Raw genomic sequence first — 22,640 nt, 5'->3', positions numbered from 1 at the left:
ACCCATGGCCACGCTGCTGATCGTTGATGATGAACCTCAGGTGCGCAAGCTCCTGGAAACGCTGTTGCACCACGAAGGCTACCAGACCGTCAGCGCGAGCAGCGGCGAAGAGGCGCTGCAGGTGGTGGCGCAACAGGCGCCCGACCTGATCCTGCTGGACATCATGATGCCGGGGATGGATGGGTATGAGGTGGCCAGCCAATTGAAAAGTGACGACGTTACGGCGGGTATTCCCATTATCATGCTGTCGGCCCTCAGTGATCCTGGTGCGCGCGTCAGTGGTTTGGAGAGCGGTGCCGAAGAGTTCCTCAGCAAACCGATCGAGCGTATCGAACTGTCCCTGCGCGTGCGCAACCTGCTGCGGCTCACCGCTCACGGCGAGCGGGCGGATAACCTACGCCAAGCCCTGCAACCTGACGTCGACCGTCGGGACCTGGAAACCGCCCTGCGCCAGGCCGTGGAACGCAATGAGTTCATTGTTCACTACCAGCCTAAAGTCGAGCTTGCGACGGGCCAGCTTTGCGCGCTTGAGGCCCTGCTGCGCTGGGACCGACCGGGTCATGGCGCCGTTTCCCCGGCGGTATTCGTACCGGTATTGGAGAGCCTCGGCCTGATCGTAGCGGTGGGACGCTGGGTGATCGAAGCCGTTTGCCAACAGATTGCGGACTGGCAACGCAGTGCCATTGGCGCCGTGGAGGTGTCGGTCAACGTTTCCGGCCATCAACTCATAGAAGGCGACCTGATTGCCGATATCGCACGTATCCTCGCGCAAACCGGCGTCGAGCCGCACTGGCTGGAAGTGGAGCTGACCGAAGGCTCGCTGATGGAAAACACCCAGCACACCATCGCCAGCCTGCAACGCTTGCACGCCATGGGCGTGAAAATCTCCATCGACGATTTTGGCACCGGCTATTCAAGCCTGGCGTACCTGCGGCGTTTTCCCATCGACACGCTGAAGATCGACATCGCATTTATCCGCGAAGTCACCAGCAACCCCCAGGACGCCGCGATCACCCGCACCATCATTGAGCTGGCCCACAGTCTAAACCTGCGGGTCGTCGCCGAAGGCGTGGAAACCCAGGCGCAATTAGCGTTCCTGAAGGACGCCGGCTGCGATCAGATCCAAGGCTACCTGTTCAGCCGGCCATTGCCGGTGGCCACCCTGGAGCGGCTGCTGCTGGAGCGTTCAGAGACTCCGTGAAATCTCCTCGCGCAGGCACTCGATCAATCCACGGTGAGTCGCGCTCAGGCGCTCGGCGCCGCTGACCAACGCCAGTTCCGACGGCGGCACAGGAGGAAGCTCGGTGCAGATGCGGTGGCTGGGCAGTACGGCACTTTTCGGCAGGATGCTGATGCCCAACCCTGACGTGACCGCCGCCTGGATCCCGGTAAGGCTGTGGCTGCCAAACGCCACTCGCCAACTGCGCCGGGCCTTGTCCAAGGTGCGAATGGCGCGCTGGCGGTAGATGCAGCCTTGGGGAAACAGCGCCAGGGGCAAGGTGTCGAGTTGCATATCCTGGCCCTGGCCACATACCCACACCAAGGGCTCCGGCCAGCTGGCGTGGCACTCGCCGCTGCCGGCTTCGCGCTTGACCAGGGCGATGTCGATTTCGCCGCTTTCCAATTGTCGGCGCAGGTCGGTGCTCATGCCGCTGACCGTCTCCAGCCGCGCCTCGGGGCGGGCACGTACGAAACCCGAAAGCATCGACGCCATGCGCGTCGCGTCGAAATCCTCGGGCACGCCCAGGCGCACCGGCACTACGCTGGCCTCAGTGTCCAAGGCATCGCGGGCTTCGCGGGACAGGTTCAACAGACGGCGCGCGTAATGGGTCAGCAGTTCGCCGTGTTCGGTGGCACTGACTTGCTGGCCCGAACGGTCGCGCACCAGCAACACCTGGCCGACGCTTTCTTCCAGCTTGCGAATCTGCTGGCTGACCGTGGACTGGGTGCGGTGAACGCGCTCGGCGGCACGGGTGAAGCTGCCTTCGTCGACCACGCAGACCAGCGTGTGCAAGAGTTCCAGATCAAACATGGCGGCAACCTTCTTATCGACAATTCAACTGTGATGTAGAGGTTAATTTAATTTCCTACTAAGAGCGAGGTTTCCTATGCTGCATCGACCACCCACTCTTTTTACAGGTGCTCCATGCCACTCGAACACTCCCCTCGCCCGTTGTGGCTGACCTTTGATTGCTACGGCACCCTGATCCAATGGGATGAAGGCCTGCGTGTCGCCATCGACCGGATCCTGGATGAGAAAGGCGAACATCAGGTCGACCGCGAAACGCTGCTCAGCGTCTACGACCACCACGAACACGCCCTGGAGCAAACCCCACCGCACCGCAGCTTTCGCACCCTGGCCGGGCTGAGCCTGCAACTCGCGCTCAAGGAGCTGGGCTTGCCTGCCAATGACCACGATGGTGCGACGCTAACGGATAGCATCAGCGCAATGCCACCGTTTCCCGAAGTGGTGGATACGCTCAAACAGTTGAAGGCCCTGGGCTACAAACTGTGCATCGTTTCCAACACCGACGATGACGTGATCGCCGGCAATGTGGCGCAACTGGGTGGCTACATCGACCGGGTGATCACCGCCCAGCAAGCCGGTGCCTACAAGCCCAACCGCCGCCTGTTCGACTATGCCCATGAACAACTGGGCGTGAGCCTGGATGAGGTGGTGCACATCTGCGCCAGCCCGCACCTGGATCACGCCGCCGCGCGCGATATCGGTTTTCGCTGCGTATGGATCGATCGTGGCACCGGCCGCCAATTGCTGGCCGACTACACACCCGATGCGATCCTGCCAACCCTCGACGGCGTTCCCGAACTGTTCAAGTCCTTGGGGTGGTGAACCATGGCCCATACCTTCACGCCCTCCTCCCTTGGCCCGCGCGCCGGGCGCTTGAATCTCGATAGCCTGGCCGCCATCGACGCCCGCGTAGAACTCGCGGCTTGCCTGCAATTGGCGGCGCTGCATGGCATGGAAGAAGGCATCTGCAATCACTTTTCAGCGACGGTGCCGGGGCATGACGATGTGTTTTTCGTCAATCCGTTCGGCTACGCCTTTGAGGAAATCACTGCGTCCCGTCTGGTGGTGTGTGATTTCCACGGCAACGTGATCGACGGCGACGGCACGCCGGAAGCCACGGCGTTCTACATCCACGCCCAGTTGCATCAACAGCAGCCGCGCATCAAGGCGGCGTTCCATACCCATATGCCGAATGCGACGGCACTGTGCCTGCTGCAAGGCCCGCCCTTGTTGTGGCTGGGGCAGACGGCGTTGAAGTTCTATGGGCGCACGGCGGTGGATGAGGATTACAACGGCCTGGCGTTGGATAACGGTGAAGGTCAGCGTATCGCTGCAGCGTTGGGCGATGCCGACATTCTGTTCCTGAAGAATCATGGAGTGATGGTGGCTGCGCCGAACATCGCCGAAGCCTGGGATGATCTGTACTACCTGGAGCGGGCGGCCGAGGTGCAGTTGAAAGCCATGGCCAGCGGGCAGCCGCTCAAGCCGATTGACCCGGCAGTGGCGCAATTGGCCTATGAGCAGATGCGTGAAGGCGACCCGGCGAGCGCGCGGGCGCATCTGGACAGTGCGATGCGGCGGTTGAAGCAGCGCGGTTCACTGTTCGATCAATAACAAAATGGGGGCCTGGGCCCCCACTCTTTTGGTTACTGCGCGTTGGCCTTGGCCGCATCATTGATGATCGCCACCACCCGAGCCGGGTTCGACACCATTACCACGTGGGAAGCGCCCTTCACGTCCACGGTTTCCTTGGAGCCCGCACGGTCAGCCATGAATTTAAGCGCGGCCTCGGGAATATTTTTGTCCGCTGAACCGTATATGAAGTAGGACGGCACGGTTTTCCAGGCCGGGTCACCCGAGGGTTCCTTCAGCGCAGCTTCGGTGATCGGGCGTTGCCCGGCTGCCATCAACTGGGCTTCCTTGGGCGCCACGTCGGCGGCGAACTGGCTGTTGAACTTGTCTTGCTGGATGTACAGGTCGGTCACGCCGTCCTTGGAAATCACGGGTTTGTCCAGGGTCGGGCCGAGGGTGCCGCCAGGGTAACGGCCGGACAGCTCAAACGCGGTCTCGCCTTTTTCCGGGGCGAAGGCGGCGACGTAGACCAGCGCCTTGACCTTGCTGCTGCCATGCACGGCGTTGGAGATCACCGAGCCACCGTAGGAATGGCCGACCAGAATCACCGGGCCTTGGGTGTGTTCGACGATATCGGCCACGTAGTCCGAGTCGGTCTTGACGCTGCGCAGCGGGTTGGCCACGGCGACCACCGGGTAGCCTTCAGCCTTGAGCCCAGCGATCACGCCGTTCCAGCTGGAGGCGTCGGCGAACGCGCCGTGCACCAGCACGACGGTGGCTTTCTGTGGGGCGGCAACACTGGCAGTGGCGACACCGAGGGCGAGGGCGCCGGTGATCAGGGCGGCGGCGACGCGAGAGAACTTGAAGGTTTTCATGAACGTTTGCTCCGTTGGGGGGGGCGCTCAAGGCGTTGAACGTGAGGCCATGATGCCGAAGCGTGTTTTACAAATGGAGGCTAATAGTCGACGATATGGCGCAGATCGTCTAAACAGATCGTTAATTGAAATCAGGTGAGTCATGGATCGTTTGTCCACACTGCTGGTGCACTTCGGCATCGGTGCCGATACCTTTCACAGTGGGCCGCTGCACGGAGCCCTCGATACCCGCGATCTGCAGCAGCGCGGCCGGGTCTACCTGCTCAAGGACGGCCAGGCCAGCCTGGAAATGCCCGACGGCACCCTGCGCATTCCCGAACCCAGTTTGGTGCTGGTGCCGCGTCCCCTGCCCCATCGGCTTGTGGCGGCCAAAGCCGATGGCGCCCAGGTGGTAGCGGCTTCGCTGCGTTTTGATGGGGGGATCGATAACCCGTTGTCCGTGGCGCTGACCGACACCATCGTGATGCCGCTCAAGCAGATCCCGATGATCGCCGGCACGCTGGACTGGCTGTTCGATGAAGCCTTCGCCGAACACTGCGGACGCGAGGCGGTGATGAACCGGCTGTTCGAGCTGATGGTGATTCAGTTCCTGCGCCACATGATGGCCTATCACAGCATGACCACCGGCATGATGTCGGGCCTGGCTGACCTGCGCCTGGCGCGGGCCATGACCCTGTTGCACAACAACCCCGAACGCCCGTGGACCGTGCAGGAAATGGCGGTTGAGTCGAACATGTCCCGGGCCAGTTTCGCCGCGCACTTCCATAAAGTGGTCGGCCAGACGCCAGCCGACTATGTGCTGAGCTGGCGCGTGAGCCTGGCGCAGAAACGCCTGCGTGAAGGTCGCCCCATCGCCCTGATCGCCGATGAGGTCGGTTACGAGAGCCCCTCGGCGCTGGCCCGTGCGTTCCGGCGCAAGATCGGCACCAGCCCGCGCGAGTGGCTGCAGTTGCAGACGCCGCTACGGGTCCAGCACGCCGCCGCTGTAGCTGTCGGATAAGCGTGTGCCGGTGAACTTGGCGACTACCGAGCCCTGTGCCACCAGGCGCTCACGGTGGCCGGTGACCATGCGTCCGGCCTGGGCGGCGTGCAGGGTCACTTCGGAGGTCGGGTCACCGGGGCGGCCGATAATGCGTGCGAAACGCTGGCCTTCTTCCAGGTCGTCGCCCAGGCCCTTTTCGAACACCAGTACGCCAGCGCAGGGCGCCAGAACAGTTTCCATGCAGCCCATATCGACCACGTCGCCTTGCCATTCGCCAATGTCGGCCACCTCATCGATCACACCGTTGATGCACAGCCAGGCCCACAGCCCATCCGCGTCCTGTTGCGCCAGGGCATCGCTGACGTCCGCCTGCCCGCGCAGTTCAATGGTTGCCGCCAGTTGCGGCGAAGCGTGGTTGATCAGGGTTTCTTCAAAGGAGCCATCACCGCCTTCATCCCAGACAATCACCAGGTCCACCTGCAACGCCGCCGCCAGTGCCAGGCCTTGTTCGGGCCAGAAGCTGCGGTGGATGTAGAGGTAGGGCAACGCCTCGTCGTCGGTGTGCAGGTCCAGAATCAAGTCGGCATCGGCCGCCAGTTGCACCAGGCGTTTCTGCCATTGCGCCAGGTTGCTCGCCGGGCGCGCCATGGCCAGCGAACAATCGAAAGCACGGTTGAAGTTCTGCCCGGTTGCTTCGTGAAAGCGCCCGAGCAAGCGGCCCTGGCGAAACTGGCCGATACCAAAGGGATTGGCTTGGGGCACCACCGTGACCGTGCCTTTGAGCCGGCCCTGCTCGGCGCACGCCTGCAAGCGCGGCAGGAGTTGATGCAGCACCAGCATCCCGGCGATTTCGTCGGCGTGCACACCGGCCTGCAGGTGCACCTTCGGTCCGCGGCCGTCGCCGTCGAAGCGCCAGGCGCCGATGTGCAGCACATTGCCGGAATCGCCCGTCACCTGCCACGAAAGGTCTTTCGCCATGCCTTGCCCTCCTCTGATCAATTAATCGGTAGAGATTGAACACATGTTCAACTAACCTGAGCGCTGTGCTGTTCCATCCAAGGCCTGCCCATGACCCCCGAGCTGCCCAAACTGCGCCGTGCCGATCCCGACGAACGCCGGGACCTGCTGATTGCTGCCACCCTCACCTGCCTGGCGCGCGATGGGCATGCGGGGATTTCCGTGCGCCGTATCGCTTCCGAGGCCGGGGTGTCGGTGGGGTTGCTCAACCACCATTTCGGCAGCATCGATGCGCTGATTGCCGAGACCTACCACAAGCTGGCCAACGAACTGACCAGTGCCCTCTGGGCGCACGTGGAACAGGCCGAAGGCCCTGCCGCGCGCCTGGATGCATTCCTCAGCGCCTCGTTCTCGCCCCGGGTCATGGACCCCGACCTGCTGGGCGTGTGGGTGGTGTTCTGGAGCCTGATCCGCCATTCGCCCCACGTGAACCAGTCCCACGAAAACAGCTACCACGCCTACCTGGCATTGATCCAACAGCTGCTGGACGATCTGGCCCGCAGTGAAAACCTGCTGATCCACGACAGCCACCTGGCCGCCATCGGCTTATCGGCGATGCTCGACGGACTCTGGCTCGAGGGGTGCCTCAACCCCGGCACCTTCAGCCCCGCCAACGGGCTGCACATCTGCCGCTGCTGGGTACAGGGGTTGCGTCAGGGTGCATTCGGCGCCGACCACGTCCTGTGACACCGGATGCCGTGCGCTGAGCATGGCCAGGGTGCCGCTGATGGCGATCAACACCGCGCCGATGATCAGCGAGCCATCCATCAATGTGCCCCACACCAGGCTCGACAGGAGGAACGCCCAGATCAGCCCGGTGTATTCGAATGGCGCGAGTAATGTTGCCGTGGCGCGGCGAAAGCTGGCAAACAGCAGGAATTGCCCGATACCGCCGACCAAGCCCGCCGCCAACATGCCCAGCCAGGCCGGCGCGGGCGCCGGTGTGTGAGTCCAGGGCAAGGTCACGCCCATGCACAGCACAAACACCACGTTGGTGATCAGCATTTGCTCCAGCACCGAGCTGCTCGGGTCGACCTGGCGCAACTGGATATAGGTAAACGCCCAGCACAACGCCGCGCCCAACGTCAGAGCGATGGGCCACGGGTCGAGCATATGCGTAGGACGGCAGGCGATCACCACCCCGACAAAGCCGATGATCAACGCGATCCATTGACCACGGCTGGCGCGCTCCTTGAGAATCAGTGCGGCCAGCAGCGTGACCATGATCGGCGCAGAGAAATACAGCGTGGTCATTTCCGCCAGGCTCAGGTCCTTGGCCGCCGTGTAGTACAGCAACCATGCGAGCAACGACAACAAGCCGCGAATGATCAGCAAGCGCCGGCTCACCGACGTCCAGGCACTGCGCACCAGGCCCATGCGCCCGGCGATCAAACATGTGACCACCACCACCAGGCTGCGCCAGAACAGGATGGTGAACACCGAGTAATCGGCCACCAGCCACTTGACCACCGCGTCCTGCAACGCCAGGAACAAATACGCCAGCGAACACAGGGCAATCCCTTGCAACGAGCGGTCCTGTTTCATCCGGCCGACCTGCGCAGCGGCGTACCGCGCCGTTCGGCGATGGCGTAGACGCCTTCGATGAGAAAGGTCAGGCACAGGTAGACCGCCGCCACCAGCAGCAGCGGCTGATAGATCTGCAAGGTCTGCGCGCGGACCACGTTGGCCGCGCCCAACAGGTCGACCACGGCAATGGTCGAGGCCAGCGCGGTGGATTTGAGCAACATCACGGTCTCCCCGGCCAAGGTCGGCAACAACAGGCGCATCGCCCGTGGCAAACGCACGCGCAATAAGGCCTGGCGCGGCGTCATGCCGAATGCCAAGGCGGCTTCCATTTCGCCCTTGGGCACCGCCAGCAGGCCACCGCGGATCACTTCGCCGACGTAGGCACCCACCGACAACACCAGGGCAAACACGATGTACCAGTAACCGTCACGCAGGTACGGCCACAGAAAGCTGCCGCGAATCATCGGGAACTGGGCAAACAGGCTGCCCAGTCCGTAGTAGAAAATGTAGATCTGGATCAGCAGCGGCGTGCCGCGCAACACACTGGTGTAGGCCAGCGCGCCACGGGCCAGCCATTTGCGCCGCGACAAGCGCGCCAACGCCACCAGCACCGCCAGGGCAAAACCCAACACCGCCGAGATCACCAGCAGCGACAAGGTGGTCTGCAAGCCCTTGGCGATCAGGCCGGCGTAATAACTTATCCATTCAGGCATGGCCCGTTCACTCGACAACCGGCATCCAGCGACGGATTCGTCGCTCCAGGCGCCCGGACAGGTAGTTGGAAGCCAGCGTCACCAGGTAATACAAGGCGGCGGCCGTGAGGTAGAACAGCAGGTACTGGCGGGTCGAGCCTGCGGCCTGCTTGGCGGTGTACAGCAATTCGTTGGTGCCGACCACGCTGATCAAGGCACTGTCCTTGATCAGGTTAATCCACAGGTTGGACATGCCGGCCAGGGCGAACGGCGCCATGATCGGCAAGGTCACCCGGCGGAACAGGCCAAACCCGCTCAAGCCAAACGCCCGCGCCGCTTCGATCTGGCCGTGGGGAATCGCCAGGATCGCCGCGCGGAAGATCTCCGACGCGTAGGCGCCCTGCACCAGGCCCAACACCAGGATCGCCACCAGCGGGCCGCTGATGTTCATCTGCTCGAAGCCCATCCCCAGCATCAGCGCGTTGAGGCCCATGGAGCCGGCGTAATACAGCAGCAGGATCAGCAGCAGTTCCGGCACCGCACGAAACACCGTGGTGTAGCCGCGCATCAGCAGCGCAATCGGGCGTGGCGCACTGAGCTTGGCGCAGGCCACCACCAGGCCGATCAACACACCCACCGCAAACGAGCCGGCGGAGATTTGCAGGGTCATCCATAACCCTTTGAGCAACGCATTGCCCCACCCTTGTTCGCCGAAGCTTAAGAGGTCGAGCATTATTCGGTCTTCTGGGCGACTTGTTGATAGGGGCTGTCACAGGTCTTGCTGACAAACGCCGGGGTGTCACCGCGCTTGCACGGGCTGACCGACAGCCCGAAATAGTGCTGCGACAGGTCGTCGTAGTCCTTGCTCACCAGCAATTCGCCGATGGCCTTATCCAGCCGCGCCTTGAGCGCCGTGTCTTCCTTGCGCAGGCCGGCGCCGACACCTCGGCCGATGATCGGGTCATAGGGCACGCTGGCAATATGCGCCAGGCCGCTGGCTTCAGGCGTCTTGACCATCATGGCGATGGCGGTGTCATCGGCCATCATGTAGTCGATACGCCCGGCGATCAGGTCGGCGTTGGCCGATTCCTGGGTGTCGTAGTACTTCAGGTCCGCGATGTTTTCGTAATACTTCTTCAGGTAGTTGGCGCTGACCGTGGAGATCTGCACGCCGATCAACTTGCCCTTGAGGCCCGCCGGGGAGATCTCGACTTCGCTGCCTTTAGGGCCGGCAACACCCAACAGGGAATCGTAGTAGGCGCGGCTGAAAGCGATCTGTTTTTCACGCTCATCGGTCACCGACATCGACGAAAAAATCACGTCGATCTTCTTCGCCAGCAACGAGGGAATAATGCCGTCCCACGCCACTTCCTTGATCTGGCACTCGGCTTTCATGCCTTCGCAGAGTTTGTGGATCAAGTCCACTTCAAAGCCGGACCACTGGCCGTTGCCGCCTTTAACGGTGAAGGGCGGATAGGGTTCCGCGGCGACCGCAAACACGATGGGCTTTTCCGCCGCCTGGGTGAAGCCTGCAGCCAACATCAACACAGCACTGCTCAACCACGTTGCCATACGCTTGGATTTCATGATTTTGCCCCGTCTTTTTATGGAGTTAGCGAGTTTGATGCGCGTTGACGAACTGTCGGCAACGTTCACTGCGTGGGTCGATAAACACCGCATCCGGCGAGCCGGTTTCTTCGATCATGCCTTGGTGCAGAAACGCCACTTTCGACGACACATCCCGGGCGAACGCCATTTCATGGGTGACCAGGATCATGGTGCGGCCTTCCTCGGCCAGGGAGCGGATCACCCGCAGCACTTCGCCCACCAGCTCCGGGTCGAGGGCCGAGGTGGGTTCGTCGAACAGCATGACTTTGGGACGCATGGCCAGCGCACGGGCAATCGCCACCCGTTGCTGTTGGCCGCCGGAGAGGAACGCCGGGTATTCGTTGCGCTTGGCGGCCAGGCCGACGCGGTCGAGCAAGGCTTCGGCGCGTTCGATGGCCTCGGCACGGCTTTCGCGCAGGACCTGGGTGGGGGCTTCGATAAGGTTTTCCAGGACCGTGCGGTGTGGCCACAGGTTGAAGTTCTGGAACACCATGCCCAGGGTCGAGCGAATGCGTACCAGCTGTTTGGCATCTGCGACCAGGGGCGCGCCGGGCCGACCGTAGTTGAGCTTGATGCTTTCGCCATCCACATGGATGCTGCCCTGGTCCGGCACTTCGAGCATGTTGATGCAGCGCAGCAAGGTGCTTTTACCCGAGCCGCTGGCGCCGATCAGCGAGATCACGTCGCCTTCGTGGGCCGTGAGGGAAATGCCCTTGAGTACTTCGATATTGCCGAAGCGTTTGTGCAGGTCGATGACCTCGATCATCTTTTTGACTGCGGCCGGCGGCACCCCTTCGATCCTGGGCGCCGCCGCAACACGCGGCTCACCGGCCAGCTTGGCGACAAATTGCACGATGCGTTGGCAGGCTTCGCTCAGGCGCTCTTCACCCAGGGTGAACGACAAGCGCACGAAGCCCTGGGCCGGCTCGCCAAAGGCGGCGGCGTCGAGCACCGAAACCCCGGCTTCCCGAAACAGGCGCCAGGCAAAGTCGAGGGAACCCAGGCCGGTGCCGCGCACATCCACCAGCACAAACATCCCGGCTTGCGGTGCCTGCACCTGGATGCCTGGGCACGCACTCAGCTCCCTCACCACCAGGTCGCGTCGGCGCCGATAGATCTCGCGCATGCCCTGGGTCACCTCGTCATGGGCCAGCACGGCGGCGGTGGCGGCTTCCATCACAAAGCCCGGCAGCCCGTAGAGCATGCTCAGCACCAGGGTTTCCGCGTGGGCGACCATCTGCGGCATGGCGATGATCCAGCCAATGCGCCAGCCGGTCATGGCATGGGACTTGGACAGACTGCCAATCACCACACAGCGCTCGGCCATGCCCGGCAGTGCTGCAAGGCTGTGGTACTCACCGTCGAACACCAGGCTTTCATAGACCTCATCCACCACCACCCACAGGTCGTGGGCGATGGCCAGGTCGGCAATGGCTTGCAGTTCGTGCGGGTTGAGCACCACGCCGGTCGGGTTGTTCGGGTTGGAGAAGAAAATTGCCCGCGTACGCGGTGTGATGGCTGCGCCGAGCAACTGGGCATCGAGGCGAAAGCCGGATTCCGGCGAACAGGGCACACGCACCAGCGTCGCACCGCTTGCCTTGAGCGTGGCCTCGTAGGTGACGTACATCGGGTCGAGCACCAGCACTTCATCACCCGCTTGCAACAGACACAGGGAGGTCACGAATAACGCGTTCTGTGCACCGGCCACCGTGATCACGTTGTCGGCGTTCAACGGACGGCCCAGGGTCTGGCTGTAGCGTGCCGCAATGGCATCGCGCAATGCCGGGCGACCGGGAATTTCGGTGTAGTGGGTGTCACCTTCGCGCAAGGCGCTCACGGCGGCGTCGGTAATGAAGGAGGGCGTGGCGAAATCCGGATCGCCAACGCTGAGGATGATGATGTCATCGCCCTGGCTGGCCGCCTGGAATGCGGCGTGGTGGATGTCCCAGGCGGCTACGCCCTGCCCTGCAATTCGTTCGACGAAGGGGGAAAACCGCATGCCAGAGCCTCTCGTTCAAGAAGAAACAGCGCGAACCCGTTACGTGACAAACGGGTGGATGCGGTCAACATAGTTCAAACTGAACAGTCGTTCAATGGGTAAGTTTGCGGCGGTGTCGTTTATGCTCCAAAGAGGTCGTTGTGGTGATTTTTGTCGGTTTACAGCTGGCTCATCAGGTCACAGCGATAGTCCTGCAATTCGCCGGCCGAGCCGAGGTTCAGCTCGCTCAACGTGACATGGGTGCTCAGCAGCACGAAATTGCCATCGGCACGCGCTGCCATCAGCAGGCTGTACTGGCTCATCGAGTCGCCCTGGGCGTCCACATAATCACGCAACACTGCCAGTGGGTCGCGCAGCTCGGCATCGGCCGCCGACAGCAGCCGGGCGCTGTAGGTGTGCCCCATCAACTGCACCGGTAGCGTGCGCCATTGCTCATCCAGCACTTGCTGGTTGAGCGTGCTATAGACGTCCGGGCGCAGGCAGGCGATATGCACGTGCAACTGGTTCTGGGAGCGGCCGTAGCGAGAGTTGATCGCCACCGAGACGAACTGATCGGCAATGGGTTTTTTCAAGCCCTCGGACAACACCCGCCGATGTTGCCAGGCCTGGGTGAAGTAATGCGGCAGCAGCTCGCGGCCAAGGGCCGGGTCTTCAATACCGGTGACCTTGTCTGCCGGCATCAGCAGGTTGTGCAGCGGGCCGTTGCGGTCTTTGTACAGGACGTAGCCGCGGGCCAGGTCCACCGCCAGGCAGGGGTCGGGCTTGAGCTGCTGTTGCTGGTGGGGCACACATTGCTGGCTGACGGTCTGCCACAAGGCATCCGGGTTTCCCCGCCACTTCCAGGCCCCCACGAGCACCAACCCACAGAGCAAACCACCAGCGATCGTGACTACGGAACCGCGCTTCATGCAAAAACCTCGACGTACAGGGATGTTGTGTGTGTTGCTGGCGACATCCCTGTCGCAGGGTTAACGCTTGGGCGGGGCCAAAAATTCCGGGCCGATCGGATCTTTTATCGTGCTGGCCAGAATACGGTCGATATGCGTCAGGTCTTCGGGCGTCAGGTGCCAGCCGAAGGCTTCTTCGTAGCCTTTCAACTGCTCAGGTCGCCGGGCGCCCCACAGGGCGATGGTCGGGCCTTGATCAAGCACCCAGCGCAGGGCCAGGGCCAGCACCGATTTGCCGTGGCACTCGCGGGCATACATATCCAGCGCGGCCACGGCGGCCAGGTATTGTTCGAAACGCGGCGCCTTGAACTTGGGGTCGAGCTTGCGTACGTCATCGCCAACAAAGCGGGTGGCCGAGTGCATGCTGCCGCTCAGTAAACCTCGGCACAGCGGGCCGTAGGCCAACACCACCAGCGAATGCTGCTTGGCGTAGGGCAGGATGTCGCTGTCGATGGCCCGTTCGAACAGGTTATAGGGCGGCTGCACCGTGGCCAGTGCGGTGTACTGGCTGAAATCGTCCATTTGCGCGGAAGAATAGTTGCTCACGCCGACCGCGAGGATCTTGCCTTCACGGCGCAGGCGTTCCAGTTCATCAGCGGTTTCTTCCTGGGCCACCAGCGGGTCGGGCCAGTGGATCTGGTACAGGTCGATGTAGTCGGTTTGCAGGCGCACCAGGGAATCTTCGACTTCCTTGCGGATGCGCTGGGCCGTGGCGTTGCGCCGGGGTGTGCCGGTGTCCCATTGCAGCCCGGCCTTGGTCGCGATCACCGCGCTGTGGCGCACGCCGCGCAGGGCTTTGCCGATCAGCTCTTCGGACAGGCCAAAACCGTACACGGGCGCGGTGTCGATCAAGTTGATACCGATGGCCAGGGCATGGCGCAGCGTGCGGATGGCTTGTTCATTATCCGCCCCACCCCACAGGTGCCCGCCCATGGACCAGGTGCCGAGGGCAATCCGCGAGACCGTTTGGTCGATGCCGGCAATTCTGATGGTCTCAACGTGCATAAAAAAATCCCATGGCGCGCAATAATGCTTAGAAAAACAATTACTCTAAATCATCTACGGTTGAATCGGGCTCAACGCCGCATACAGCCGAATTCCCGCTCAAGAGACTTGAAATGGCTGCTTTCAACCGCTCCGAATTGGCTGATCTCAACGTGTTCATGGCGATCATCCGCCGCCGCAGCTTCCGCCACGCCGCCCATGAACTGGGGGTGACCACCTCGGCGTTGAGCCACACCATGCGCAACCTGGAAACCCGCCTGGGCGTCAAGCTGCTCTATCGCACCAGCCGCGCCGTGGAACCCACCGATGCGGGCTCCCTGTTGGCGGAAAAACTCCTCCAGGGGTTTGCCACCATCAAGGACGGCCTCGACACCCTGGAGTTGTACCGCGAGGCACCGATCGGCCGCCTGCGCCTGAATGTGCCACGGGACGCGGCGGTCTTGCTGCTGGCGCCGATTCTTGGGGACTTTTGCGCGGCTTACCCGCAACTGCGCCTGGACCTGATCGTGCAGGACCAGATGATCGACATCATCGCTGAAGGTTACGACGCGGGTATCCGCTACGGTGCCACCGTGCCCCAGGACATGGTCGCTGTACCGCTGACGGCTGAGCTGCGCTGGATCATGGTCGCCTCCCCCACCTATCTCGCCCGACGGGGCACGCCCCAGGCCCCCAAGGACTTGCTGGAGCATGCCTGCATCCGCATGTACCTGGGCGACAAGACCACCTACAAGTGGGAATTGGGCAACGGCACACGGCAACAACGCATCGACGTGCCCGGCCACTTCAGCGCGGCCGATACCGAGACTATCGTCAATGCCGCGCTGCAAGGGGTGGGGATTGCCTACTGCCTGTCCAATCGTGTGGAGCAGGAGCTGAAAGAGGGGCGCCTGGTGGAGGTGATGCCTGACTGGGCCTGCATGGGCGAGCCGCTGTGCATGTATTACCCCAGCCGGCGCCAGTCACAGCCGGGGTTGCGGCAGTTGATGGATATGATCCGGATGAAAACCATTGGCTCACAGATGATCGAGTGACGCTCAGTCCTGGTTTTCGGTATTGCCCACATCCGCCGCGTCATCCAGATCGTTGAGCGGCACTTCTGCATCGTCCATCAGTGAACCCGGGTCTTCGTTACCTGGGTCGTTGAGTTCATCGTCGAGTTCTTTGGACATGACCGTCTCCTCTAACCGCCTTGGGTGTCGATATCGGCATCGGTTTCAGGCTTGGGCTCAGGCTTGGGCTTGGGCTTGAAGTCTGGACTGTAGTCGTTTTCCTTGGCCTTGGGGTCTTTGGCCGGAACCGGGTCTTTGGGCGCATCCGCACCGGTGGCGGGTTGTTTGTCTGTGCTCATGGTTACCTCTCGGAAAATATCGCCTGGGTAGAGTTAAGGTCATGCCCAGGGCGGTGAAGTTCCATCGGCTTACGACCCTGGGTTGTCGACCTGAATGTAAAACGCATAAGCGGCGAGCAATACCCAGAACACCATGAACAGCCACGGCGCGCGCATGGAGAACAGCAGCGACTTGCGATAGCCCTTGTGGGACGACTCCATTTCGGAAAACAGCGGTGACTCGTCGTACGCCATGCCCATTACCGGCTCGCTGCGCAACAACTCGCTTTGCTTGAAGTGCCAGTGGTCGATGATGTCATACGCCGCGCGTATCCCTGGCCAGGCGTTGAGGGAACTGAGGATGCCCAGCGCCGCGAGGAAAATCGGCACCACCACGGTGAACAGCTTGCCCCACTCGGGGTTGAGGTTGCCCATGCCGGAGACGAAGGCGATCACCAGGAAGGACTGCGCGGTGAGATAGGCGTCCGTACGGTTGGCGAGAATGGTGGTTTCGTATTGGATTTCACGCCGGTAGAAGTCCAGGCGGTCCTTGGGCGAACCGAAGATCTTGGCGTTGTGTTCGCTGTGATCGGGCAGGCTCGATTCCGGTGTCTCTGGTGAAATGATTCTGGGCACGTCGGTGCTCCATGCAGGTTCGTGTGCTGTTAGAAGAATCGCGGGCGGATGAAGTTCAAGTTTGTTCGTGCACCAAGTCGGAGCATGGGGTGCACTGTAGTGAGCGGGCTTGCCCCGCGCTGGAGTGCGTAGCGCTCCCGCTTTTGGTGGGGCCGCTGCGCAGCCCAGCGCGAGGCAAGCCCGCTCACTACAAAAGCCTGTCAGCTGGACAGCTTGAATAGGGTTTCCGGCACAAGCATTGCTTTATCCATTCATCTGCCCGGATACAGGAGCATTGGTTACCCCCCGACCCAGAGCCGACCCCCATAAGAAAGTAAGGACCAGGCCCATTGGCACCCACCGCCACGGGCTCATAAAAAATGCGTTTTTTGAAACGGCAGTGCCACCTGTTCCCCTCGGCACTGACAAGGTACTGGAATGGCTCGATCTTTCTTTGATGAAATGAATGACGCAAACGGCGTGTGCCGTGCGCATTACCAGGATTTTTCCCGCTGGCTGGCGAATACGCCGCCGGAACTGCTGGCCCAGCGTCGCCGTGAAGCCGATTTGCTGTTCCACCGCGCCGGAATCACCTTCACCTTGTATGGCGACGAGCAAGACACCGAGCGCCTGATCCCCTTCGACATCATCCCGCGCAGCATCCCCGCCAGTGAGTGGAGCGTGATCGAACGCGGCTGCATCCAGCGCGTCAACGCGCTGAACATGTTCCTCGCCGACATCTACCACGACCAGCGCATCATCAAGGCCGGGATCATTCCGGCAGACCAGGTGCTGGGCAACGAGGGTTACCAGAAGGCCATGGTCGGGCTGGACCTGCACCGCGACATCTATTCGCACATTTCCGGCGTGGACCTGGTGCGCGATGGCGACGGCACCTACTACGTGCTGGAAGACAACCTGCGCACCCCCAGCGGTGTGAGCTATATGCTCGAAGACCGCAAGATGATGATGCGCCTGTTCCCCGAGGTGTTCGCCAAGCAGCGCATCGCACCGGTGGACCACTACCCCAACCTGCTGCTCAAGACCCTGAAAAGCTCAAGCCGCCTGGACAACCCCAACGTGGTGGTGCTGACGCCCGGTCGCTTCAACAGCGCGTTCTTCGAGCATGCGTTTCTGGCCCGTGAAATGGGCGTTGAGTTGGTTGAGGGTGCGGACCTATTCGTGCAGGACCTCAAGGTGTTCATGCGCACCACCGACGGCCCCAAGCCAGTGGATGTGATCTACCGGCGTATCGACGACGCTTTTCTCGACCCCAAGGCCTTCAACCCTGAGTCGATGCTCGGCGTGCCCGGTCTGGTCGCCGCCTATTGCGCAGGCAATGTGGTGCTGGCCAATGCCATCGGCACCGGCGTGGCCGACGACAAATCTATCTACCCCTATGTGCCGGAAATGATCCGTTTCTACCTGGACGAAGAACCGGTGTTACAGAACGTACCGACTTTCCAGTGCCGTAAGCCGGATGAACTGTCCCACGTGCTGGCCAACCTGCCGGAATTGGTGGTCAAGGAAACCCAGGGCTCCGGCGGTTACGGCATGCTGGTCGGCCCGGCCTCCAGCGCCGCCGAGATTGAGGATTTCCGCCAACGCATCAAGGCCAGGCCCCACGCCTACATTGCCCAGCCGACGTTGAGCCTCTCCACCTGCCCGACCTTTGTCGAAAGCGGCATCGCCCCACGGCATATCGACCTGCGGCCGTTTGTACTCTCGGGCAAGGAAACCCGCCTGGTGCCCGGTGGCCTCACCCGCGTGGCGCTGAAGGAAGGCTCGTTGATCGTCAACTCGTCGCAAGGCGGCGGAACCAAGGACACCTGGGTGGTGGAGGGCTGAGTATGTTGAGTAGAACCGCCGCAGATCTGTACTGGATGTCCCGTTACCTGGAGCGCGCCGAGAACCTGGCGCGCATGCTCGAAGTCAGTTATTCCCTGTCATTGATGCCCCAGGGCCGGGCGCAGTGACGGCCTCGATGAGCTGGCCATGTCGTTGCTCAGCAGCGGCACCCTGGACAGTTACCTGGAGCGCCATAAACAGCTGGACGCCGAGCGCATGCTGCACTTTTTCGCCCTCGACGAAGAAAACCCGGCGAGCATCTACAACTGCCTGCGCGCCGCACGCGGCAATGCCCACGCGGTACGCGGGCGCATCACCGCCGACATGTGGGAAAACCTCAACGCCACCTGGCTGGAAATGCGCAGCATCGCCGCCGGCGGCCTGGCGCGGCATGGCATCAGTCACTTCTGTGATTGGGTCAAGCAGCGCTCGCACCTGTTCCGGGGGGCGACGTCCGGGACGATCATGCGCAATGACGCCTATCGGTTTATCCGCCTGGGCACCTTTGTCGAGCGCGCCGACAACACCCTGCGCCTGCTGGATGCGCGGTACGAGATGTTTGGCGAGGAGTCGGAAGAAGTCAGCGACTTGTCGGCACGCGGTTATTACCAGTGGAGCGCCCTGCTCCGCGCGTTGTCGTCGTTCGAGGCGTATACCGAGCTGTACCCGAATGCATTGAATGCCCGCTCCGTGTCCGAGTTGCTGCTGTTGCGCAGTGATGTGCCGCGTTCGTTGCATGCCTGCATCGAAGAACTGAGCCATATCCTGGCGGACCTGCCCGGCAGTTATGGGCGCACGGCGCAGCGTTTGGCAGCGGAGTTCGAGGCGCGGCTGAGGTATACCGGTATCGATGAGATTCTTGAGGAGGGATTGCACGCCCGTCTCACGGACTTTATCGACACCGTGCGCGAGTTGGCGCGGGCGATTCACAGCTCGTACCTGGAGATGGTCTAAGTGCGCTTAGGTCACTTATCTGTAAGTTAGGGTGATTGACCCTGTTTGGATACCGCTCTTATGTTGGGCAGGTGAAATACCTTCCCACCATAAGAACAGGTACAGAACATGTCCGAACTCACGCTCAACACTGCAGCGGCACACACCCTGCAACGCTGGCATGCCATGTTGGCCAATCGTGACCTCAAGGCCCTGCCCGAACTGTTGGCGCCCGACGCCGTCTTCCGCTCACCTATGGCTCATACGCCCTACCCCGGCGCGCCGGTGGTGTCGATGATCCTCAATACGGTAATCAACGTCTTTGAAGACTTTACTTATCACCGTGAACTCGCTACCGGCGATGGCCTGAGTGTGGTGCTGGAATTCAGCGCACGCGTGGGCGACAAGCAGCTCAAGGGCATCGACCTGATCCGCTTCAACGAACACGGGCAGATCATTGAGTTTGAAGTGATGGTCCGCCCGTTGAGCGGGCTGCAAGCCCTGGGTGAGGAAATGGGCCGGCGCCTGGCACCTTACCTGGCCAAGGCCAAAGGCTGATTACTGGTTTTTCACCAGCACCGGCTCGGCGCTGTATTGCGTCGGAAACAGCTTTTTCAGTTGCGCCACTTTCGGCAGGTCGTTGATCACGATGTAGGGGTAGGACGGGTTCTCGGTGAGGAAGTCCTGATGGTAGGACTCCGCCGGGTAGAACGCCTTGCCCATTTCGATCTGGGTGACGATGGGTTTGTCGAAGGATTTAGCGGCATCCAACTGGGCGATGTAGGCCTGGGCGACTTTTTGCTGCTCGGCATTCTGCGCGAAGATTGCAGATCGGTATTGGGTGCCGGTGTCTGGGCCCTGGCGGTTGAGTTCGGTGGGGTTGTGGGCGACCGAGAAGTAGATCTGCAGCAGTTTGCCGTAGCTGACTGTGCTTGGGTCGTAGGTGACGGACACGGACTCGGCGTGGCCGGTATCGCCCTCGCTGACCGCTTCATATTGCGCGGTACTCGCCGCCCCACCGTCGTAGCCTGAGACGGCGTTTTTCACGCCTTGCACATGTTGGAATACCCCCTGCACACCCCAGAAACAGCCACCGGCGAACACGGCGGTTTGCAGGTTGCCTGAGGTTGCAGGCAGGTCGAGGGCCGGCGGCGCGATGACAACGGCATCGTCGGCGGCGCTGAAGGAGAAGGCTGAGCTTTGGCCGACGAAGGCGGCGAAGGCCAGTGCGGGCAGGTATTTGAATACATTCATGGCAAGCACTCCGGGTTAACCAAAGGTAAAGGCATACGCCGACACGTTGGGGTCAAGGAATTCGATGGTGAAGGTGCGGTCCTGCACGGCGCCCGGCTGACGCACAAGCTGGTACAAGCGTTGTTCGGTGACGGTGCCGCTGCCATCCGGGGCCACGTCGGTGCCATGGGCGTCGGCTGGGGCCTGGCCATCGATCGTGACTTTGAAGCGCACCGGTCTTCCATCGGCGCCAGGACCGAGCACCAGATGCAGGTCACGGGCATGGAAGCGGTAGGCGATGCGCCCGCCGGCCTGGTCGAGGGTGACCTGCTGGCCGCCGACGTTCCATTGGCCTTCCAGGGTCCAGTTGTTCAGGGCCAGGGGGCCGGATTTGACGAAGTTCTCGGCACGCTGGGCGCCCAGGTAGGTTTCCGGCGATTGCACTTCGTTCATGTCCGGCGCTTGCTGCACGCCCTTGGCGTCGGCTTCGATCAAGCCGCCTGCGACGTGCTGGGCTCCGGCTTCACGCAGCAACTGCTGGATCACCCGCTCCGACTCGGCATAGTCGCCCTCGCCAAAGTGGTGATAGCGGATCTGCCCCTTGGCATCGGCAAAGTAATGGGCCGGCCAGTACTGGTTGTTGAACGCGCGCCAGACCTTGTAGTTGTTGTCGATGGCCACCGGGTACGTAATGCCCAGGTCTTTCATGGCCTTGGTCACGTTGTTCACGTCGCGTTCAAAGGCGAATTCCGGCGCGTGTACGCCAATCACCACCAGGCCCTGGTCGCGGTATTTTTCGGCCCAGGCTTTCACGTAGGGCAAGGTGCGCAGGCAGTTGATGCAGGAGTAGGTCCAGAAATCCACCAGCACCACCTTGCCCTTGAGCGCTTCGGCGCTCAGTGGCGGGCTGTTGAGCCATCGCACGGCGCCGTCCAGGGGCGGCAGCGCACCTTCGATGGGCAGTGTGTCGCTGTGGTTGGCGGCGGCCATCATTGCGCCCCCCGCCATCATCGCCCCGCCCTTTTGTTCCGGCTTGGCGCTGAGGGTGTCCACCAGGCGTTGCTCCAGGCCGCCGGTGGAGGCAGTCGATAACCGCGACAGCACACCAGTGTCCAGGCCCAGCGCAATGGCGGCCACCCCGGCCAGCATCAGCGCACCCAGGCCTCGGCGCAGCCATTCACCGGCACCCAGGGACTTTTTCATGAAGCCAAAGACTTTACCGCCGACCAACAAGGCCAGCGCGAGGGAGGTAGCAGCCCCGGCGGCGTAAGCCAGCAAGAGCAAGGTAGTGCCGATGCTGGCACCCTGCAGTGCGGCGCCGGTGAGCACCAGCCCCAGGATCGGCCCGGCGCACGGCGCCCACAGCAACCCGGTTGCCACGCCGATCAGGAACGATGCGCCCGGACGCGGCCTGGCATCGGCCCCGGCGGCTTCCGACAGGCGACTGCCGGCGGCCACTAACGGACGCGTCAGACGTTCCGACAGCTGCGGCAACAGTAGCGTTAAGCCGAACAGCGCAACGCACAGCAACGCGAGCCAGCGACCGTACTGATTGACTTGCACCACCCAGCCGCCGCCCACCGCCGCGAGCGTTGCCACCAGGGCGAATGTCACCGCCATCCCCGCTAACAGCGGCAAGCCACTGCGCAAAAACGGCTGCCCGGTGCGAGCGAAGACAAAAGGCAGAACAGGCAGGATGCACGGGCTGACGATTGTCAGCACGCCGCCCAGGTACGCGAGAACCAGAAGCCACATGGCAGGGAACCTTATAAGAGAAAGACATCGGCTTAAGCCGCCGTGAACGTCATGGCGGCGCCGTTCATGCAGTAGCGCAGGCCGGTGGGTTGCGGGCCGTCATCGAACACGTGCCCTTGGTGACCGCCACAGCGACGGCAGTGGATTTCCTTGCGCACCACGCCGTAGGACGTGTCTCTGCGACTGGCCACGGCGTTGTCCAGGGGCTGCCAGAAACTCGGCCAACCGGTGTGGCTGTTGAATTTGGTGGCTGAGGAAAACAGCGGCAAGGCACAACCGGCGCAGGCGAAGGTGCCCGCACGGTGTTCATCGTTCAGCGCGCTGGTGTAAGGACGCTCGGTGCCCTCCTCGCGCAGAATTTCGTACTGCTCGGCAGTGAGCAGGCTGCGCCATTGCGCGTCGATGTGAGTGACTTCGAAGGGTTCGGCGGCTTCGGCTTCGGTGACCAGGTCGAGCTGTTTGAGCAGCCCGCCGGCCAGGACGGCGACACCCAGTCCGCCACTGGCGAGGAGTAATTGTCGGCGTGAGTACATGGGGCATTCCTCCATAAACATTGAAACCATCCTGAGCCCTGGCCGGTCGCGGAATCCTCACGCAGAGTTAAACAATTCGTGATAACTACACTGTTGCAAAACCCGCACAATGCGCGGACTACAAGCGAAGGTTTCTCTTA

The 22,640-nt window shown here is 62.1% G+C and carries 23 protein-coding genes and 2 pseudogenes; 9 read left to right on the top strand and 16 right to left on the bottom strand.

Annotated features, from left to right (window positions below; all coding sequences use genetic code 11):
- The first annotated feature begins 4 nt into the window (after positions 1–4).
- Positions 5–1,201, top strand: coding sequence for an EAL domain-containing response regulator (locus AYR47_RS22240; RefSeq protein WP_061436893.1), 1,197 nt, complete (start codon positions 5–7; stop codon positions 1,199–1,201).
- Here the strand turns inward: AYR47_RS22240 and AYR47_RS22235 are convergent.
- Positions 1,187–2,032, bottom strand: a complete 846-nt coding sequence (locus AYR47_RS22235; protein WP_061436892.1) for a LysR family transcriptional regulator — start codon at positions 2,030–2,032, stop codon at positions 1,187–1,189. The two genes, AYR47_RS22240 and AYR47_RS22235, sit on opposite strands and share 15 nt — an antisense overlap.
- Positions 2,033–2,146: 114 nt before the next feature.
- Here AYR47_RS22235 and AYR47_RS22230 point away from each other — a divergent pair, with 114 nt between their 5' ends.
- Entirely contained in the window at positions 2,147–2,851 is a 705-nt protein-coding gene (locus AYR47_RS22230) for a haloacid dehalogenase type II (protein ID WP_061436891.1), read from the top strand.
- 3 nt (positions 2,852–2,854) lie between these two features.
- The gene (locus tag AYR47_RS22225; RefSeq protein WP_061436890.1) at positions 2,855–3,643 is read left to right on the top strand and encodes an aldolase; all 789 of its coding nucleotides are present in this window, start codon (positions 2,855–2,857) and stop codon (positions 3,641–3,643) included.
- A gap of 32 nt (positions 3,644–3,675) precedes the next feature.
- Here AYR47_RS22225 and AYR47_RS22220 read toward each other — a convergent pair whose 3' ends face one another.
- On the bottom strand, positions 3,676–4,476 hold the full coding sequence (locus tag AYR47_RS22220) for an alpha/beta fold hydrolase (RefSeq protein ID WP_061436889.1): 801 nt from the start codon (positions 4,474–4,476) through the stop codon (positions 3,676–3,678).
- 142 nt (positions 4,477–4,618) lie between these two features.
- Here AYR47_RS22220 and AYR47_RS22215 point away from each other — a divergent pair, with 142 nt between their 5' ends.
- Complete coding sequence (locus tag AYR47_RS22215; protein WP_033902180.1) at positions 4,619–5,476, top strand: AraC family transcriptional regulator; 858 nt, start codon at positions 4,619–4,621, stop codon at positions 5,474–5,476.
- Here AYR47_RS22215 and AYR47_RS22210 read toward each other — a convergent pair.
- On the bottom strand, positions 5,438–6,436 hold the full coding sequence (locus AYR47_RS22210; protein WP_061436888.1) for a succinylglutamate desuccinylase/aspartoacylase domain-containing protein: 999 nt from the start codon (positions 6,434–6,436) through the stop codon (positions 5,438–5,440). The two genes, AYR47_RS22215 and AYR47_RS22210, sit on opposite strands and share 39 nt — an antisense overlap.
- Before the next feature lie 90 nt (positions 6,437–6,526).
- Here AYR47_RS22210 and AYR47_RS33045 point away from each other — a divergent pair.
- A pseudogene (locus AYR47_RS33045) lies at positions 6,527–7,066 on the top strand (TetR/AcrR family transcriptional regulator); the annotation flags it as partial.
- On the opposite strand, the gene AYR47_RS22200 reads toward AYR47_RS33045, so the two are convergent.
- The 7 genes from AYR47_RS22200 to AYR47_RS22170 form a co-directional block, all read right to left on the bottom strand.
- Positions 7,022–8,020 (bottom strand): DMT family transporter, encoded by a 999-nt coding sequence (locus AYR47_RS22200; RefSeq protein ID WP_061436886.1) that lies wholly within the window; start codon positions 8,018–8,020, stop codon positions 7,022–7,024. The pseudogene AYR47_RS33045 and the gene AYR47_RS22200 sit on opposite strands and share 45 nt — an antisense overlap.
- Positions 8,017–8,715: an ABC transporter permease gene (locus AYR47_RS22195; RefSeq protein ID WP_061436885.1), complete on the bottom strand. Its 699-nt coding sequence runs from the start codon at positions 8,713–8,715 to the stop codon at positions 8,017–8,019. Before AYR47_RS22195 ends, AYR47_RS22200 begins: the two co-directional genes overlap by 4 nt.
- A gap of 7 nt (positions 8,716–8,722) precedes the next feature.
- Positions 8,723–9,427: an ABC transporter permease gene (locus tag AYR47_RS22190; protein WP_033902177.1), complete on the bottom strand. Its 705-nt coding sequence runs from the start codon at positions 9,425–9,427 to the stop codon at positions 8,723–8,725.
- Positions 9,427–10,281 carry a transporter substrate-binding domain-containing protein gene (locus AYR47_RS22185; protein ID WP_025999693.1) on the bottom strand — a complete coding sequence of 285 codons (855 nt, stop codon included), beginning with the start codon at positions 10,279–10,281 and terminating at the stop codon, positions 9,427–9,429. Before AYR47_RS22185 ends, AYR47_RS22190 begins: the two co-directional genes overlap by 1 nt.
- Positions 10,282–10,306: 25 nt before the next feature.
- On the bottom strand, positions 10,307–12,301 hold the full coding sequence (locus tag AYR47_RS33195) for an aminotransferase class I/II-fold pyridoxal phosphate-dependent enzyme (RefSeq protein ID WP_061436883.1): 1,995 nt from the start codon (positions 12,299–12,301) through the stop codon (positions 10,307–10,309).
- 158 nt (positions 12,302–12,459) lie between these two features.
- A complete protein-coding gene (locus tag AYR47_RS22175) occupies positions 12,460–13,209 on the bottom strand; it encodes a CDP-diacylglycerol diphosphatase (RefSeq protein ID WP_033902172.1) in 750 nt (249 codons plus the stop codon).
- Positions 13,210–13,269: 60 nt separating this feature from the next.
- On the bottom strand, positions 13,270–14,253 hold the full coding sequence (locus AYR47_RS22170) for an aldo/keto reductase (RefSeq protein WP_061436881.1): 984 nt from the start codon (positions 14,251–14,253) through the stop codon (positions 13,270–13,272).
- A 113-nt stretch (positions 14,254–14,366) separates the two neighbouring features.
- Between AYR47_RS22170 and AYR47_RS22165 the strand changes: the two genes are divergently transcribed.
- On the top strand, positions 14,367–15,287 hold the full coding sequence (locus tag AYR47_RS22165; RefSeq protein ID WP_033902170.1) for a LysR family transcriptional regulator: 921 nt from the start codon (positions 14,367–14,369) through the stop codon (positions 15,285–15,287).
- A 3-nt stretch (positions 15,288–15,290) separates the two neighbouring features.
- On the opposite strand, the gene AYR47_RS33160 is transcribed toward AYR47_RS22165, so the two are convergent.
- From AYR47_RS33160 to AYR47_RS22160, 3 genes are all read right to left on the bottom strand, one after another.
- A complete protein-coding gene (locus AYR47_RS33160; protein ID WP_256348987.1) occupies positions 15,291–15,425 on the bottom strand; it encodes a hypothetical protein in 135 nt (44 codons plus the stop codon).
- An 11-nt stretch (positions 15,426–15,436) separates the two neighbouring features.
- The gene (locus AYR47_RS32720) at positions 15,437–15,604 is read right to left on the bottom strand and encodes a hypothetical protein (protein ID WP_016975683.1); all 168 of its coding nucleotides are present in this window, start codon (positions 15,602–15,604) and stop codon (positions 15,437–15,439) included.
- A 69-nt stretch (positions 15,605–15,673) separates the two neighbouring features.
- Positions 15,674–16,219, bottom strand: coding sequence for a hypothetical protein (locus AYR47_RS22160; protein ID WP_033902169.1), 546 nt, complete (start codon positions 16,217–16,219; stop codon positions 15,674–15,676).
- A gap of 417 nt (positions 16,220–16,636) precedes the next feature.
- Between AYR47_RS22160 and AYR47_RS22155 the strand changes: the two genes are divergently transcribed.
- The 3 genes and pseudogenes from AYR47_RS22155 (at position 16,637) to AYR47_RS22145 (ending at position 19,537) form a co-directional block, all read left to right on the top strand.
- Positions 16,637–18,046 carry a circularly permuted type 2 ATP-grasp protein gene (locus AYR47_RS22155; protein ID WP_061436879.1) on the top strand — a complete coding sequence of 470 codons (1,410 nt, stop codon included), beginning with the start codon at positions 16,637–16,639 and terminating at the stop codon, positions 18,044–18,046.
- A 2-nt stretch (positions 18,047–18,048) separates the two neighbouring features.
- Positions 18,049–19,000 (top strand): annotated as a pseudogene (locus tag AYR47_RS22150) (alpha-E domain-containing protein).
- Between the two features lie 108 nt (positions 19,001–19,108).
- Positions 19,109–19,537, top strand: a complete 429-nt coding sequence (locus AYR47_RS22145) for a nuclear transport factor 2 family protein (RefSeq protein WP_033902167.1) — start codon at positions 19,109–19,111, stop codon at positions 19,535–19,537.
- Here the strand turns inward: AYR47_RS22145 and msrA are convergent, their stop codons facing one another.
- Genes msrA through msrB form a run of 3 tightly spaced genes read right to left on the bottom strand, consistent with a single transcriptional unit; the run spans position 19,538 to position 22,500 of the window.
- On the bottom strand, positions 19,538–20,233 hold the full coding sequence (msrA, locus tag AYR47_RS22140) for a peptide-methionine (S)-S-oxide reductase MsrA (RefSeq protein ID WP_061436874.1): 696 nt from the start codon (positions 20,231–20,233) through the stop codon (positions 19,538–19,540).
- 15 nt (positions 20,234–20,248) lie between these two features.
- Positions 20,249–21,967, bottom strand: coding sequence for a cytochrome c biogenesis protein DipZ (locus tag AYR47_RS22135; RefSeq protein ID WP_061436872.1), 1,719 nt, complete (start codon positions 21,965–21,967; stop codon positions 20,249–20,251).
- 32 nt (positions 21,968–21,999) lie between these two features.
- Positions 22,000–22,500 (bottom strand): peptide-methionine (R)-S-oxide reductase MsrB, encoded by a 501-nt coding sequence (msrB, locus tag AYR47_RS22130; RefSeq protein WP_061436871.1) that lies wholly within the window; start codon positions 22,498–22,500, stop codon positions 22,000–22,002.
- Between the last annotated feature and the right edge of the window lie 140 nt (positions 22,501–22,640).

Origin of the sequence: Pseudomonas azotoformans (genome assembly GCF_001579805.1) — a bacterium.
Taxonomy (GTDB): Bacteria; Pseudomonadota; Gammaproteobacteria; order Pseudomonadales; family Pseudomonadaceae; genus Aquipseudomonas; species Aquipseudomonas azotoformans_A.
This window is presented reverse-complemented; position numbering and strand designations above follow the sequence as displayed.

Excerpts from the sequence above, each read along its gene's own strand:
- AYR47_RS22240 (WP_061436893.1), top strand. The coding sequence starts at position 5 with ATGGCCACGCTGCTGATCGTTGATGATGAACCTCAGGTGCGCAAGCTC.
- AYR47_RS22235 (WP_061436892.1), bottom strand. The coding sequence starts at position 2,032 with ATGTTTGATCTGGAACTCTTGCACACGCTGGTCTGCGTGGTCGACGAA.
- AYR47_RS22230 (WP_061436891.1), top strand. The coding sequence starts at position 2,147 with ATGCCACTCGAACACTCCCCTCGCCCGTTGTGGCTGACCTTTGATTGC.
- AYR47_RS22225 (WP_061436890.1), top strand. The coding sequence starts at position 2,855 with ATGGCCCATACCTTCACGCCCTCCTCCCTTGGCCCGCGCGCCGGGCGC.
- AYR47_RS22220 (WP_061436889.1), bottom strand. The coding sequence starts at position 4,476 with ATGAAAACCTTCAAGTTCTCTCGCGTCGCCGCCGCCCTGATCACCGGC.
- AYR47_RS22215 (WP_033902180.1), top strand. The coding sequence starts at position 4,619 with ATGGATCGTTTGTCCACACTGCTGGTGCACTTCGGCATCGGTGCCGAT.
- AYR47_RS22210 (WP_061436888.1), bottom strand. The coding sequence starts at position 6,436 with ATGGCGAAAGACCTTTCGTGGCAGGTGACGGGCGATTCCGGCAATGTG.
- AYR47_RS22200 (WP_061436886.1), bottom strand. The coding sequence starts at position 8,020 with ATGAAACAGGACCGCTCGTTGCAAGGGATTGCCCTGTGTTCGCTGGCG.
- AYR47_RS22195 (WP_061436885.1), bottom strand. The coding sequence starts at position 8,715 with ATGCCTGAATGGATAAGTTATTACGCCGGCCTGATCGCCAAGGGCTTG.
- AYR47_RS22190 (WP_033902177.1), bottom strand. The coding sequence starts at position 9,427 with ATGCTCGACCTCTTAAGCTTCGGCGAACAAGGGTGGGGCAATGCGTTG.
- AYR47_RS22185 (WP_025999693.1), bottom strand. The coding sequence starts at position 10,281 with ATGAAATCCAAGCGTATGGCAACGTGGTTGAGCAGTGCTGTGTTGATG.
- AYR47_RS33195 (WP_061436883.1), bottom strand. The coding sequence starts at position 12,301 with ATGCGGTTTTCCCCCTTCGTCGAACGAATTGCAGGGCAGGGCGTAGCC.
- AYR47_RS22175 (WP_033902172.1), bottom strand. The coding sequence starts at position 13,209 with ATGAAGCGCGGTTCCGTAGTCACGATCGCTGGTGGTTTGCTCTGTGGG.
- AYR47_RS22170 (WP_061436881.1), bottom strand. The coding sequence starts at position 14,253 with ATGCACGTTGAGACCATCAGAATTGCCGGCATCGACCAAACGGTCTCG.
- AYR47_RS22165 (WP_033902170.1), top strand. The coding sequence starts at position 14,367 with ATGGCTGCTTTCAACCGCTCCGAATTGGCTGATCTCAACGTGTTCATG.
- AYR47_RS33160 (WP_256348987.1), bottom strand. The coding sequence starts at position 15,425 with ATGTCCAAAGAACTCGACGATGAACTCAACGACCCAGGTAACGAAGAC.
- AYR47_RS32720 (WP_016975683.1), bottom strand. The coding sequence starts at position 15,604 with ATGAGCACAGACAAACAACCCGCCACCGGTGCGGATGCGCCCAAAGAC.
- AYR47_RS22155 (WP_061436879.1), top strand. The coding sequence starts at position 16,637 with ATGGCTCGATCTTTCTTTGATGAAATGAATGACGCAAACGGCGTGTGC.
- AYR47_RS22145 (WP_033902167.1), top strand. The coding sequence starts at position 19,109 with ATGTCCGAACTCACGCTCAACACTGCAGCGGCACACACCCTGCAACGC.
- msrA (WP_061436874.1), bottom strand. The coding sequence starts at position 20,233 with ATGAATGTATTCAAATACCTGCCCGCACTGGCCTTCGCCGCCTTCGTC.
- AYR47_RS22135 (WP_061436872.1), bottom strand. The coding sequence starts at position 21,967 with ATGTGGCTTCTGGTTCTCGCGTACCTGGGCGGCGTGCTGACAATCGTC.
- msrB (WP_061436871.1), bottom strand. The coding sequence starts at position 22,500 with ATGTACTCACGCCGACAATTACTCCTCGCCAGTGGCGGACTGGGTGTC.